The sequence below is a fragment of the Micromonospora sp. bgisy143 genome (assembly GCF_057708145.1).
Genome location: NZ_JBYIRN010000002.1, coordinates 90,067 through 103,023, shown reverse-complemented (window position 1 = coordinate 103,023; position 12,957 = coordinate 90,067). Strand labels below are relative to the sequence as shown.

14 protein-coding genes are annotated in these 12,957 nt (G+C 74.0%); 9 read left to right on the top strand and 5 right to left on the bottom strand.

Translation table 11 applies throughout. The features are described 5' to 3' along the window. The first annotated feature begins 2 nt into the window (after positions 1–2). From AC3EN4_RS03395 to AC3EN4_RS03385, 3 genes are all read left to right on the top strand, one after another. A complete protein-coding gene (locus tag AC3EN4_RS03395) occupies positions 3–1,121 on the top strand; it encodes a cystathionine gamma-lyase (RefSeq protein ID WP_435204463.1) in 1,119 nt (372 codons plus the stop codon). Then, positions 1,122–1,907: a putative protein N(5)-glutamine methyltransferase gene (locus AC3EN4_RS03390; protein WP_435204462.1), complete on the top strand. Its 786-nt coding sequence runs from the start codon at positions 1,122–1,124 to the stop codon at positions 1,905–1,907. It begins immediately after the preceding gene. 187 nt (positions 1,908–2,094) lie between these two features. Next, a complete protein-coding gene (locus AC3EN4_RS03385) occupies positions 2,095–3,144 on the top strand; it encodes an ROK family protein (RefSeq protein WP_435204461.1) in 1,050 nt (349 codons plus the stop codon). 79 nt (positions 3,145–3,223) lie between these two features. Here the strand turns inward: AC3EN4_RS03385 and AC3EN4_RS03380 are convergent, their stop codons facing one another. Together AC3EN4_RS03380 and AC3EN4_RS03375 are read right to left on the bottom strand one after the other, a co-directional pair. Further along, on the bottom strand, positions 3,224–3,424 hold the full coding sequence (locus AC3EN4_RS03380; RefSeq protein WP_422738737.1) for a DUF397 domain-containing protein: 201 nt from the start codon (positions 3,422–3,424) through the stop codon (positions 3,224–3,226). A 7-nt stretch (positions 3,425–3,431) separates the two neighbouring features. Further along, a complete protein-coding gene (locus tag AC3EN4_RS03375) occupies positions 3,432–4,277 on the bottom strand; it encodes a helix-turn-helix domain-containing protein (protein WP_435204460.1) in 846 nt (281 codons plus the stop codon). A 274-nt stretch (positions 4,278–4,551) separates the two neighbouring features. On the opposite strand from AC3EN4_RS03375, the gene AC3EN4_RS03370 reads away from it, so the two are divergent. Both AC3EN4_RS03370 and AC3EN4_RS03365 read left to right on the top strand, forming a co-directional pair. Beyond that, the gene (locus AC3EN4_RS03370; RefSeq protein WP_422738739.1) at positions 4,552–4,770 is read left to right on the top strand and encodes a hypothetical protein; all 219 of its coding nucleotides are present in this window, start codon (positions 4,552–4,554) and stop codon (positions 4,768–4,770) included. A gap of 172 nt (positions 4,771–4,942) precedes the next feature. Then, positions 4,943–6,043, top strand: a complete 1,101-nt coding sequence (locus tag AC3EN4_RS03365; RefSeq protein WP_422738740.1) for a D-alanine--D-alanine ligase family protein — start codon at positions 4,943–4,945, stop codon at positions 6,041–6,043. A 46-nt stretch (positions 6,044–6,089) separates the two neighbouring features. Here the strand turns inward: AC3EN4_RS03365 and AC3EN4_RS03360 are convergent, their stop codons facing one another. Beyond that, complete coding sequence (locus AC3EN4_RS03360; protein ID WP_435204459.1) at positions 6,090–6,773, bottom strand: DUF3515 family protein; 684 nt, start codon at positions 6,771–6,773, stop codon at positions 6,090–6,092. Positions 6,774–6,782: 9 nt separating this feature from the next. Next, entirely contained in the window at positions 6,783–7,016 is a 234-nt protein-coding gene (locus AC3EN4_RS03355) for an Lrp/AsnC ligand binding domain-containing protein (RefSeq protein ID WP_007456453.1), read from the bottom strand. Between the two features lie 153 nt (positions 7,017–7,169). On the opposite strand from AC3EN4_RS03355, the gene AC3EN4_RS03350 reads away from it, so the two are divergent. After that, the gene (locus AC3EN4_RS03350) at positions 7,170–8,102 is read left to right on the top strand and encodes a thiamine-phosphate kinase (RefSeq protein WP_422740602.1); all 933 of its coding nucleotides are present in this window, start codon (positions 7,170–7,172) and stop codon (positions 8,100–8,102) included. Between the two features lie 30 nt (positions 8,103–8,132). Then, a complete protein-coding gene (locus tag AC3EN4_RS03345) occupies positions 8,133–8,594 on the top strand; it encodes a GNAT family N-acetyltransferase (protein ID WP_435204458.1) in 462 nt (153 codons plus the stop codon). 93 nt (positions 8,595–8,687) lie between these two features. Here AC3EN4_RS03345 and rpmB read toward each other — a convergent pair whose 3' ends face one another. Next, complete coding sequence (gene rpmB, locus AC3EN4_RS03340) at positions 8,688–8,879, bottom strand: 50S ribosomal protein L28 (RefSeq protein WP_091671657.1); 192 nt, start codon at positions 8,877–8,879, stop codon at positions 8,688–8,690. 247 nt (positions 8,880–9,126) lie between these two features. Here rpmB and AC3EN4_RS03335 point away from each other — a divergent pair, with 247 nt between their 5' ends. Both AC3EN4_RS03335 and recG read left to right on the top strand, forming a co-directional pair. Continuing rightward, on the top strand, positions 9,127–10,740 hold the full coding sequence (locus AC3EN4_RS03335) for a DAK2 domain-containing protein (RefSeq protein ID WP_435204456.1): 1,614 nt from the start codon (positions 9,127–9,129) through the stop codon (positions 10,738–10,740). Next, on the top strand, positions 10,737–12,935 hold the full coding sequence (recG, locus tag AC3EN4_RS03330; protein ID WP_435204455.1) for an ATP-dependent DNA helicase RecG: 2,199 nt from the start codon (positions 10,737–10,739) through the stop codon (positions 12,933–12,935). The genes AC3EN4_RS03335 and recG overlap by 4 nt, the downstream gene beginning before the upstream one ends. Positions 12,936–12,957: the final 22 nt, after the last annotated feature.

Below are 12,957 nucleotides of genomic sequence, written 5' to 3'. Positions count from 1 at the left end.
TGATGAACGAGTGGGGAGACGGCACCCGCTGCGTACGCGCCGGCCTGCCGGAGCCGGCACCGGGTGACCCGTTCCTGCCCGGGCCGGTGTTCGCCGCGCCGTACCACCTCGACCCGAGGCAGGGGCCGGACGCGTCGCCGAACGGCTACGGCCGCCCCGACAACCCGACCCGACGGCTGCTGGAGGCCGCGGTGGGCGAGTTGGAGGGCGGGGACTGCCGGGTCTTCGCCAGCGGTCAGGCCGCCATCACCGGGGCGCTGCTCACCCTGCTGCGCCCGGGGGACACCGTGGTGCTGCCCGCCGACGGGTACTTCCCGGTGCGGGCGTTCGCCACCGACGTGCTGGAGACGATCGGCGTGCGGGTGCTCCTCGTGCCGACCGTCGGCCCGTACCCGTCGTTCGAGGGCGTCCGGTTGGTGCTGGTGGAGACCCCGGCCAACCCCGGCCTGGACGTGGTCGACGTGGCCGCCCTGGCGGAGCGGGCGCACGCCGCCGGCGCTCTGCTCGCGGTCGACAACACCACCGCCACCCCGCTCGGGCAGCGTCCGTTGGATCTCGGGGCCGACCTGGTGGTGGCGTCCGGCACGAAGGCGCTCACCGGCCACTCCGACCTGCTGCTCGGCTACCTGGCCAGCCGGTCCGCCGAGGTGCTGGAGGCGGTGACGCGGTGGCGTACCGGCACCGGTTCGGTGCCGGGCGCGTTCGACGCCTGGCTGGCCCACCGGTCGCTGGCGACCCTGGACCTGCGGCTGGCCCGGCAGAGCGCGAACGCCGCCGCCGTCGCCGACCTGCTGGCGGCCCGTCCGGACGTGACCGGGCTGCGCTGGCCGGGGTTGCCGGACGATCCCGCGTACCCGGTGGCCTCGACGCAGATGCGCCGGATCCCCGGGGTGCTGTCGTTCGACCTGGGTGACGCCGACCGGGTCGCCCGCTTCGTCGAGGCCGCCCGGCTGGTGGCGGCCGCCACCTCGTTCGGCGGTCTGCACACCACGGCGGACCGGCGGGCGCAGTGGGGCGACGACACCGCCCCCGGCTTCGTCCGGCTCTCCTGTGGGGCCGAGGACCCGGCCGACCTGGTGGCCGACATCGCCGCCGCGCTGGACGCCAGCGCGGGGGCCTGAGTGGAGTCACCCCCGGTCGACCGGTCCGCCCTGGTGGGCCGGCTGCGCGCCGCCGGCTGCGTGTACGCCGAGGACGAGGCGGAGCTGCTGCTCGCCGCCACCGCCGACCCGGCGGCACTGGCCGAGCTGACCGACCGTCGGGTGGCCGGCGAGCCGCTGGAGTACCTGCTCGGCTGGGCGGAGTTCTGCGGCCTGCGGATCGCCGTCGACCCGGGGGTCTTCGTGCCGCGCGGCCGGACGGCCCTGCTGGTCGACGTGGCGGTCGAGCTGACCGGTACCGACCCCGCCGTGGTCGACCTCTGCTGCGGCTCCGGGGCCGCCGCCGTCGCGCTGGCGCACCGGCTCGCGCCGCGCTGGTTGGCCGCCGCCGACATCGACCCGGCGGCGGTGGCGTGCGCCCGACGCAACCTGGCCGGGCTTACCGCCGAGGTGTACGAGGGTGACCTGTTCGCCCCGCTGCCGCGGCGGTGGCGGGGACGACTCGACCTGGTGGTCGCCAACGCCCCGTACGTGCCGACCGACGCGGTGGCCCTGATGCCGCCGGAGGCACGGCTGCACGAGGCCCCGGTGGCGCTCGACGGCGGGCCGGATGGGCTCGCCGTGCTGCGCCGGGTGGGCGTCGAGGCGGCAACCTGGCTGGCCCCGGGCGGCCACCTGGTGGTGGAGGCCGGAGAAACGCAGCTGGACGCCCTCTGCGCAACCTTCCGCGCGGCCGGCCTGACGCCAACCGTCCACCACGACGAGGACCGAGAGGCGACAGCGGTAACAGCCCGCCGCCCCCGCTGACCCGCCCCCGCTGACCTTCCCCGCGATCTTGCACTTTCGGTGGTCGAGGTGTGGCTATACGTGCCTTTTGTCGGCACAGAAAGTGCAAGATCGCGGGGATCCTGGGTCGGGAGGGGGCGGGGCGTGGCGGGGGAGCGGGGTTGGCACTAGCCTCGGCTCACACTCACGAGGGCGGGAGGCGGTTGCGGTGGGCAGCGCAGGAGTGCCGGTGGTCGTCGGTCTGGACAACGGCGGCACCAGCAACAACGCCACCGTCCTGACGGTGGACGGCCGCTTCCTGGTCGACGGCCTGCTGGAGATCCCCAGCGAGGTGCAGGCCGGCCCGGAGGCGGCGATCGAGGCGCTGGCGCGGGCGCTCGACGGGGCGTTGGCGCAGACCGGTGTGCCCCGCGAGCTGGTCCGCGCGGTCGGGCTCGACACACCCGGTCCCGCCAGCGCCACCGGCGTCATCTCGTCGCGCGGCTCGACGAACTTCTCGCAGCCGGCCTGGCGGGGCTTCGACGTGCGGGGCGCGCTGGAGCGGCGGCTCGGCCTGCCGGTGATCTACCACAACGACGGCAACGCCGCCGCGCTCTACGCCCACCACGTGTACTTCGGCGCCGAGGCGATGACCCGGTCGTCGGTCTCGGCGATCGTCGGCACGGGTCTCGGTGGCGGGGTGGTCGAGGGCGGCAAGGTGATCGCCGGCGCCGCCGGCATGGCCGGCGAACTGGGTCACGTACACATCCCGCTGGGCGGCCTGCTCGGCCCGGAGCAGTCGGAGCCGACCTGCGCCTGTGGCTTCACCGGCGACGTCGAGAGCGTCGCGTCGCTGACCGGCATCGAGCGCAACCTGCTGCCGTACTGGCTGACCCGGTATCCCGACCACCCTCTCGCGGCCGAGCCGGTCGCCCGAGCGGCGAAGCTGGTGCGCGGTTACGGCGAACGGGGAGACGCGCTGGCCCGGGACCTCTTCACCCAGCAGGCGGTGGCGCTGGGCCGCCTGTTCACCCTGGCGGCCAACTTCACCGACCCGCACGCGTACTTCGTCGGTGGCGGCGTGGTGGAGGCCGCGCCGGCGTTCCGGGACTGGTTCCTGGCGACGGTCCGCGAGCACACCGTGCTCCGTGCGGAGCAGGCCGCCGTCGCCACCTTCGCGTTGGTGCCGGACCGCGACATGGCCGGCGCCCGGGGCGTGGCGATCGCCGCCCTGGAGGCGGTACGTGCCGCGCCGGAGCCCCGCCCGCTGGTCGCCTGAGCCCACCCCGGCCCGACCGCGCCCCGCGTTCCGGGAGCTGTCAGCCCGGTCGGCGGGGCGCGGACGGCGTGCGTCGCGGTCAGCGGCGCGGTGGAGCCTGGGCGAAGGCGGCCCAGGCCGCCGGCGGGAACAGCAGGGCCGGGCCGGCCGGGTCCTTGGAGTCGCGGACCGCCACCAGCCGGGGGATCGTGGCCACCTCCACGCAGGCTCCCTCGTCGCCGCTGCGGCTGCTCTTGCGCCACGCCGCCGCGGCCAACGCCGCTGTGATCGTCGGTGTCATCGGTCTCCTACCGTCCCTTCAGGACTGACAGGAGCATCGCCCGGCTGTCCGCCGGACTGAGCGCCACGCTGCGCAGATGCTCCATGATCTTGGTGCAGGTACGCGTCTCGCCCGCCCGGTCGAGGATCATCTGACCGGCGACGGTCTCCACCGACGCGATGATCGGGTCCTCTGGGTCGGCGAACTCCAGGATGTGCAGCGAGCCACGGGTGCCCCGGTGGTAGCCCGCCGACAGGGGAATCACCTGGACGGTGATGTTCGGCAGCTCGGCCATCTTGACGAGGTGCCGCAGTTGGCCGTCCATCACCGACTCGTCGCCGACCGGGCGCAGCAGCGCGCCCTCGTCGATGATCGCGTCGAGGATGGGCGGGGTGTCGGCGGTGAGCCGTTGCTGGCGGTCGAGCCGGACCTTGACCCGCTGTTCCACCAGTTCGTCGCCGAGGGTGTGCGGGCCGCCGCGCATCACGCCGCGGATGTAGTCGGCGGTCTGCAACAGGCCGGGCACCACCGACGGCTCGAAGTTGGAGATGGCGGTGGCCTCCGCCTCCAGGGCGATGAAGTCGATGGTGCCCGGGGCGAGCAGGTACGAGTACGACACCCACCAGCCCGGCTTGCGCGCGTCCTTGGCGAGCTGGACCGCGGCGGCCACCTCCTCGGCCTCCACCCCGTACGAGGTGAGCAGGGCGCGCACGGTGGCCGGGCTGATCAGTGTCTGGGCGTTCTCGTAGCGCGAGAGGGTGCTGCGGGTGCTGTTGATCTCGTCTGCGGCGGACTCCAGTGTCAGCCCGGCGGCTTCGCGGAACTGGCGCAGGGCGATGCCGAGTCGGCGGGCACGGGCGGTCTTGGGAGCCATGCATCGATGGTCGCACACATTTACGGGAACGGGTACATGAGAGAAGGCCGATGAGAGTTGCATTCATGGCTGTAGACGTGTCAATCTGTTATCGCGTCCTCACCGCCGGTTGTCGTGGCGACGGTGGTGGTGAGCGACCGGAGGGGATAGGGCGCGCGGCGATCGGGTTTCTCCCCCGTACCCGATCGCCGCGTGCCGCCCATGTCCGCCAGCCGGAAGGAGACGACGTGCGTACCGGTCCGAAGTCTCCGCCTCCGCCCCGCGGGGGCCGGCGATGACCCGCTTCCTGGTCGTGCTCACCGACGTGCGTCCCGTCGAGGGCGTCGAGCGCAACGAGCGCGAAGCCCCCGAGCGCCGCCGTCAGGTGGTGGGGGCGAGCAGCCGGGAGGCCGCCGACCGGATCGCCGGGGCCTTCATGGCGCTGGGCATGGTCCGGGCCGGCCGGCAGCGGGTCAAGGTGATCGCCGTCGGGCGGCGGCACGCCCGGGACTGATTCGACCGCTACATTCCGTCACGCACCGTATATCCTCTGCTGACCGTTTGCCGTGTCGCCTCGGGGCTCGCCGGGTATCGCCGCGCCTGATCGCCACGCACAGTAAGGTCAACCGGGTGAGCGCCACCGGCGAGCACGACCAGCCGCAGTCGCGTACGAAGAGGTGACCGGAGTGACCACCCCAGGCAAGACCCGCGTGGCGATCGTCTTCGGCGGCCGCAGCCCGGAGCACGGCATCTCCTGCGTCAGCGCCGGCAGCGTGTTCGGCGCCCTCGACCCGGACGAGTACGAGGTGGTGCCGGTCGGCATCACCCGCGCCGGCCAGTGGGTGCTGACCAGCGGCGACCCCGCCCAGCTCGCCATCAACGCCCGCCAGCTTCCGGAGATCACCGCCGAGTCCGGCGCGGACATCGTGCTGCGCGCCGACCCCACCGGCAACGGGCTGATGGTGCTCGACCCGACGGAGGGCCCCCGGGCGCTGGCCGACGTGGACGTGGTCTTCCCCGTGCTGCACGGCACGTACGGCGAGGACGGCACCATCCAGGGCATGCTGGAGATGGCCGGCATCCCCTACGTGGGGGCGAACGTCTTCGCCTCCGCGGCGGCGATGGACAAGGAGTTCACCAAGAAGCTCTGCGCGATCGAGGGCATCCCGGTCGGCCCGTACGCGGTGCTGCGCAACGGGATGACGCTCGGCGAGCAGGACAAGAAGCGGCTCGGCCTGCCGGTCTTCGTGAAGCCGTCCCGCGCCGGTTCCTCGTTCGGCATCACCCGGGTCACCGACTGGGCGCAGCTGGACGAGGCGGTCGCCACCGCCCGGCAGTTCGACCCCAAGGTCATCATCGAGGCCGCGATCGTCGGCCGCGAGGTCGAGTGCGGTGTGCTGGAGGGCGAGGCCGGTGGCACCCCGGAGGCGTCCGTGCTGGCCGAGGTGCGGGTCGTCGCCGACCACGACTTCTACGACTTCGAGGCCAAGTACCTCGACGACTCCTGCGAGTACGACATCCCGGCCGGCCTGCCCGACAAGGTGACCCGCCAGGTGCAGGAGTACGCCGTGCGCGCGTTCACCGCGCTGGACTGTGCCGGCCTGGCCCGGGCCGACTTCTTCGTCACCCCCGAGCTGGACGTCTACCTCAACGAGATCAACACCATGCCCGGGTTCACCCCGACGTCGATGTTCCCCCGGATGTGGGCGGCCTCCGGCCTGGAGTACCCCAAGCTGGTCAACCGCCTGATCCGTACCGCCCAGCGGCGCGGCGTCGGCCTGCACTGAGCCGCCACCGTCGTGTGGCCCGATGCCCGGGCCACGCGGCGGAGCGTCAGCCCTGGCAGCCGGCCGGGATGGCGCCGCCCGAGGGCACCGACGCCACGATGGCACTGGAGATCGGGGCGGCCCACTGCAACGGCTGCGGGTAGGAACGCGGGACGCGCAGCGTCACCGGCGTCTCCCGGTCGACGGTGGTGAGCACCGTCACGTCGGTCTCCTCGACCGGGTGCCAGCAGACCCGGTTGACCACCCAGACCTCGTCGGTGGCCGGGATGGCCGGCTCGGTGCCGCCGCACGCCACGGTGAGCGCGGGGTCGCCGTACGCGGCGTTCTGCTCCGGGCCCGCCGTGACCGGACGCTGGGTCAGATCACGGATGGTCGGCGGGAGCTGGGAGAGCAACGCCCGGCAGACGGTGGCCGGACGCTCGGCCAGCGCCGGCGCGGCCATCTCGACCGGCGCGCTGGACTGCGCCCGGGCGGTGCTCGCCGACGGGCTCGGTGCGGCGGCCGGCGTGTCCGGGGCGAGCTTGGTGAAGGCCAGCACGGCCACCAGCAGCGTCACCGGCAGGGCGATCACCGTGGCCAGCAGGGCCGCTCCCCGGACGGTCCGGTCCCGGCCGGCCGGCGCGTCGACGGCCGGACCGGCGTCCGCGCGGGTACCGTCGGCCGGCTCGGGCGAGGTGTCCGCCGGCTTCCCCTTGCCGTCGTCGTCCAGCGCCGCCGAGGGGGTCGTCATCTCGTCCACTTACAGCCGCACCACCGAACACGTGAGGGTGCGGGTGATGCCGGGCACCATCTGCACCTTGCTGACGATGAGTTTGCCGAGCTCGTCGACGGTGTTCGCCTCGGTGAGGACGACCACGTCGTACGGGCCGGTGACGGCGTCGACGCGTACCACGCCGGCGATGTCCGCGATGAGACCCGCCACGTCGCGTGCGCGGCCGACCTCGGTCTGGATGAGGATGTACGCCTGTACCACGACTCGACCTCCGTCCGTCGCCGCCCGAAGGCGGCCCGAAGGGTGAAACTACCTTACGGACCAGGTCTGATCCCTATCGGTGGTCAAGGAGCAGCGGTGAGCGAGCGCGGCGGTGCCGGGCAGAACGGGTCGAACGCCGGCAGTGCCGCCAGCGTGGCCGGGATCGGCGAGTTCGGGCTGATCGGGCGGGTCACCGCCCGCCTGTCGATGGGTCCGACGACGGTGCTCGGGCCGGGTGACGACGCGGCGGTGGTGGCCGCGCCGGACGGCCGGGTGGTGGCCTGCACGGACGTGCTTGTCGACGGGCGGCATTTCCGGCGGGACTGGGGGTCGGCGCGCGAGGTCGGTCACCGGGCCGCCGCCGCCAACCTGGCCGACGTCGCGGCGATGGGCGCCGTGCCGACCGCCCTGCTGGTCGCCCTCTGCATGCCCGCCGATCTGGAGACGAGCTGGGCCGAGGAGCTGGCCGACGGGTTGGCCGCCGAGGCCGCCACGGTCGGCGCGAGCGTGGTGGGCGGGGACATGTCGTCGAGCCCCACCCTGACCATCGCGGTCACCGCGCTGGGCGACCTCGGCGGCCGGGCGCCCGTGGTGCGCTCCGGCGCCCGGCCGGGCGACGTGCTGGCCCTGGCCGGTCGCATCGGGTACGCGGCGGCCGGGCTGACCGTGCTCAGCCGGGGCTTCCGTACTCCCCGGCTGCTGGTCGAGGCGTACCGCCGGCCGCAGGTTCCCTACCCGGCCGGGCCGCAGGCCGCCCAGCTCGGCGCGACCTCGATGATCGACGTCTCGGACGGGCTCCTCGCCGACCTGGGGCATGTGGCACGGGCCAGCGGGGTGGCGATCGACGTGCGCCGCGACGCCTTCGAGGTGCCCCGGCAGATGGCCGACGCCGCGCAGGCGCTCGGTGTCGACCCGTACACCTGGATCCTGGCGGGTGGCGAGGACCACGCGCTGGCCGCGACCTTCCCCCCGACGGTGGCCTTGCCGCCGCAGTGGCGTCCCATCGGCATGGTGACGGACGGTGTCGGGGTGACCGTCGACGGCGGCGCCTACGAAGGGCCTCGGGGCTGGGACCACTTCCGATGAGGCCACTGCGGCGGCCGTACCCTGGACACCGTGAGTGAGATTGAGATCCGGCGGGTGCGGTTCGACGCGCCGGTGGCGCAGCAGTTGATCAAGGCCACCCTGGCCGACCTGGCCGCCCGGTACGGCGGCACCGGCGACGAAACCCCGGTGGCGGCGACCGAGTTCGAGCCGCCGGACGGCGCGTTCCTCGTCGCCTACCTGGCCGGCGAGCCGGTCGGCTGCGGCGGCTGGCGCAGCCACGGCCCGGACACCGCCGAGCTGAAGCGGATGTACACGGCCCCGGCGGCCCGGGGGCGTGGTGTGGCGCGCACGGTCCTCGCCGCCGTCGAGCGCTCGGCGCGCGAGCAGGGCCGCAAGCGGATGGTCCTGGAGTGCGGGGACAAGCAGCCCGAGGCGATCGCCATGTACACGTCCGCCGGTTACGAGCGGATTCCGAACTTCGGCTTCTACAAGGACGCCGAGGGCTGCGTCTCCTTCGGTCGCACGCTCTGAGCGACGACCGTCAGGCTGGTCGCGGACACGACAGAGCCGGCGGGCCGCAGGGCCCGCCGGCTGAGCCGAACGAGAAGAGTCGGTGCTGCCGCGTCAGGCGCGGGTGACCTTGCCGGCCTTGATGCACGAGGTGCAGACCTGCAGCTTCTTGGTGTTGCCACCACCGGCCGGGGTGCGCACCGACTGGATGTTCGGGTTCCAGCGGCGGTTGGTCTTCTTCTTGGACCAGGGCACGTTGTGGCCGAAGCCCGGTCCCTTGCCACAGACGTCGCACACGCTAGCCACGGGATACTCCTGGGATTGAAACGTTCATGAGGTCGCCGGCAGGTGCTGCCCGGGCAACCGCGTCAGCCTACCCGATGCCCCGCCGGGGTGACCAACCGCCCTGACCGGGGGCTGGCTCCGGCGGCCACTGTACCTGGCAGGCGGAACCCGCCCGGCCGGGCGGGCAGGGTGGGCCCTTCGGACGCCGGTCAACCGGACACGCCGGACGAGTCCGACGCGTGTCGGTGCGCGCCAGTAGGCTTCTGCCGTGCTGGACACCCTCGACGCCGCCACGGTCCGCCGCTGGTGCGCGAGCGGCCTGGTCGCGCTCAAGCGCCACCAGGGTGAGATCGACCAGCTCAACGTCTACCCGGTGCCCGACGGTGACACCGGCACCAACCTGGTGCTCACCCTCACCTCGGCGCAGCAGGCGCTCTCGATGGACCTGGACACCCTCCCCGACAGCGGCTCGACCGCCCACGGGCACGCGCTGCGGCTGATGGCGCAGGGTGCGCTGCTGGGCGCGCGGGGCAACTCGGGGGTCATCCTCTCGCAGATCCTGCGCGGGTTCGCCGACGCGGTCGGCACGGTGCCGGCGGTGCGCGGCCGGGCCCTGGCCGTCGCGCTGCGGGCGGCGACCGCCGCCGCGTACACCGCGGTCGGCCGTCCCGTCGAGGGCACCCTGCTCACCGTCGTCGCCGCGGCGGCCACCGGGGCCGAGCAGGCGGGCAGCGACGACCTCGCCGTGGTGGCCCGGGCCGCCGCCCGGGCGGCCGCCGAGGCCCTGGCGCGTACGCCCGAGCAACTGCCGGCCCTGGCCCGCGCGGGCGTCGTCGACGCCGGCGGGCGCGGGCTCTGTGTCCTGCTCGACGCCCTGGTCCAAGTGCTCACCGGGGAGAGCGCCAGCCCACCCGCGCCGCCGCCGCGCACCGCCCGCCCGGCGGCCACGGTCGCCCGCGAGACCGGCTCCGAGGAGTACGCCTACGAGGTGCAGTACCTGCTCGACGCGCACGCCGACGCGGTGGACGTGCTGCGCCGCACCCTGGCCGCGCTGGGTGACTCGCTGGTCGTCGTCGGCGACGGGCGCGAGCCGGACGGCACCTGGAACGTGCACGTGCACGTCAACGACGTGGGCGCGGCCGTCGAGGCGGGAATCGCCGCCGGCCGCCCGTACCGGATCTCGGTGACCCGCTTCGCCGACCAGCCGGAGCCGTCCGGCGGTCCGACCGAGGACGGCCGGGCCGCCGTGGTGGTGGCCACCGGCGCCGGGATCGCCGACCTGTTCGCCGCCGAGGGCGCGACGGTGGTGCCCGGCAACCCGTCCACCGGTGAGCTGCTGGCCGCCGTCCGCAGCACCGGGGCGGCCCGGGTGGTGGTGCTGCCGAACGATCCGAACACCGAGGCGGTGGCCAGCGCGGCGGCGCGCGAGGCGCACCGGCACGGCGTCAAGGTGAGCGTGGTGCCGACCCGTTCACCGGTGCAGGCCCTCGCGGCCCTCGCGGTCCGCGACGGCACCCGCCGGTTCGAGGACGACGTGATCGCGATGGCCGAGGCGGCCGGTGCGTGCCGCTACGCCGAGGTCTGCCATGCCAGCCGGGAAGCCCTCACCGTCGCCGGCCCGTGCCGCCCGGGGGACGTGCTGGCGCTGGTCGAGGGGGAGGTGCACCTGATCGGCACCGACCTCACCGACACCTGTGCCGCCGTCGTCGACCGGATGCTCGGCGGCGGCGGGGAGCTGGTCACCCTGCTCGCCGGGGTGGACGCCCCCGCCGGGCTCACCGATGCCGTCCGCGCGCACGTCGCGCGACGCTGGCCGTTCGTCGAGGTACAGGCGTACCCGGGCGGTCAGCCGTTCTATCCGCTCCTGGTGGGGGTCGAATGAGTGAGCCGGCCACGGTGGACACTCCGCTGAAGAAGCTCGTCGGCGACAAGACGGCCAAGGCGCTGGCCGGTCAGCTCGACCTGCACACGGCGGGGGACCTGATCTACCACTTCCCGCGCCGCTACGACGAGCGCGGCGAGCACACCGACATCCGGTCGTTGGACGTCGGCGAGCAGGTCACCGTACTGGCCCAGGTGCAGCGGACCACGGTCCGGCCGATGCGCCAGCGCCGGGGCAACCTGCTCGAGGTGACCGTCGGCGACGGCTCGGGCGGTGTGCTGACGCTGACGTTCTTCGGCAACCAGGCGTGGCGCGAACGGGAGCTGCGGCCCGGCCGGTGGGGGTTGTTCGCCGGCAAGGTGACCGAGTTCCGGGGCAAACGGCAGCTCAACGGCCCGGAGTACGTGCTGCTCGGCGAGGGGGGCGAGGGCGAGGCCGCGGTCAACGAGGAGATCGAGGAGTTCGCCGGCGCGCTGATCCCCGTCTACCCGGCCGCCGCTGCCGTACCGACCTGGGTCATCGCCCGCTGCGTACGGGTCGTGCTGGACACGTTCACCCCGCCGGACGACCCGCTGCCGGCCGCCGTCCGGGCCAGCCGCAACCTCGTCGACCTGGGCGCGGCGCTGCGGGAAATCCACCGCCCGTCCACCAAGGAGGCCCTGCACCGGGCGCGCCGGCGGCTCAAGTGGGACGAGGCGTTCGCCGTCCAGTTGACGCTGGTGCAGCGCAAGCACCGGGCCGCCGACTGGCCGGCTCGACCCCGCCCGCCGCGCGCCGGTGGGCTGCTGGACGCGTTCGACGCCCGGCTGCCGTACGAGCTGACCGCCGGCCAGCGCGAGGTGGGCACGGAGATCGCCGAGGACCTGGCCGCCGCGCACCCGATGCACCGCCTGTTGCAGGGCGAGGTGGGCTCGGGCAAGACGGTGGTGGCGCTGCGGGCCATGCTCCAGGTGGTCGACGCGGGCGGGCAGGCCGCGCTGCTGGCCCCCACCGAGGTTCTGGCCGCGCAGCACCACCGGGGCATGCTCGACCTGCTCGGGCCGCTCGGTCGGGCCGGTGAGCTGGATTCGGCCGAGCACGCCACCCGGGTCGAGCTGATCACCGGCTCGCTGGGCGCGGCAGCCCGCCGCCGGGCGCTCGCCGAGGTGGCCAGCGGCGCCGCCGGCATCGTGCTGGGCACCCACGCGCTGCTCTACGAGGGCGTCGACTTCGCCGACCTGGGTCTCGTGGTGGTCGACGAACAGCACCGCTTCGGCGTGGAGCAGCGCGACGCGCTGCGCGCCAAGGCCGACCAGCCGCCGCACACGCTGGTGATGACGGCGACGCCGATCCCGCGCACGGTGGCGATGACCGTCTACGGCGACCTGGAGGTGTCCACCCTCTCCCAGCTGCCCCGGGGCCGGTCCCCGATCGCCTCGCACGTGGTCCCGGCCGCCGAGAAGCCGGCCTTCCTGGACCGGGCGTGGCGCCGGCTGCGCGAGGAGGTGGCCGCCGGCCACCAGGCGTACGTGGTGTGCCCCCGGATCGGAGACGGCCCGACCTCGGACGAGGAGCCGCCGCCCGAGGACGACAACGGCCGGCGGCCTCCGCTGGCGGTGACCGAGGTGGCCCCGCTGCTGGCCGAGGGGCCACTGCACGGGCTGCGGATCGGGGTGCTGCACGGCCGTCTACCGGCCGACGAGAAGGACGCGGTGATGCGTACCTTCGCCGCCGGTGACCTGGACGTGCTGGTGGCGACCACGGTGATCGAGGTCGGCGTGGACGTGCCCAACGCCACGGTGATGATCGTGCTGGACGCCGACCGCTTCGGCGTCTCGCAACTGCACCAGCTCCGGGGCCGGGTCGGCCGGGGTGCCGCCGCCGGGCTCTGCCTGCTGGTCAGCGAGGCCGCCGAGGGCTCGTCGGCGCGGGAACGCCTGGACGCGGTGGCCTCCACCAGCGACGGCTTCAAGCTCGCCGAACTGGATCTGGAGCAGCGCCGCGAGGGCGACGTGCTCGGTGCCACCCAATCCGGGCACCGCTCGCACCTGCGGTTGCTGTCGCTGCGCCGCGACGCCGACCTGATCCGCGACGCCCGCGCCGAGGCCATCACCCTGATCGAGAACGATCCGGAGCTGACCCGGAACCCGGCGCTTGCCGCGTCGGTGGCGGCGCTGGTGGACGAGGACCGCGCGGAATACCTGGAGAAGGGCTGACCCGCGCGTCTCGGAACGTAGG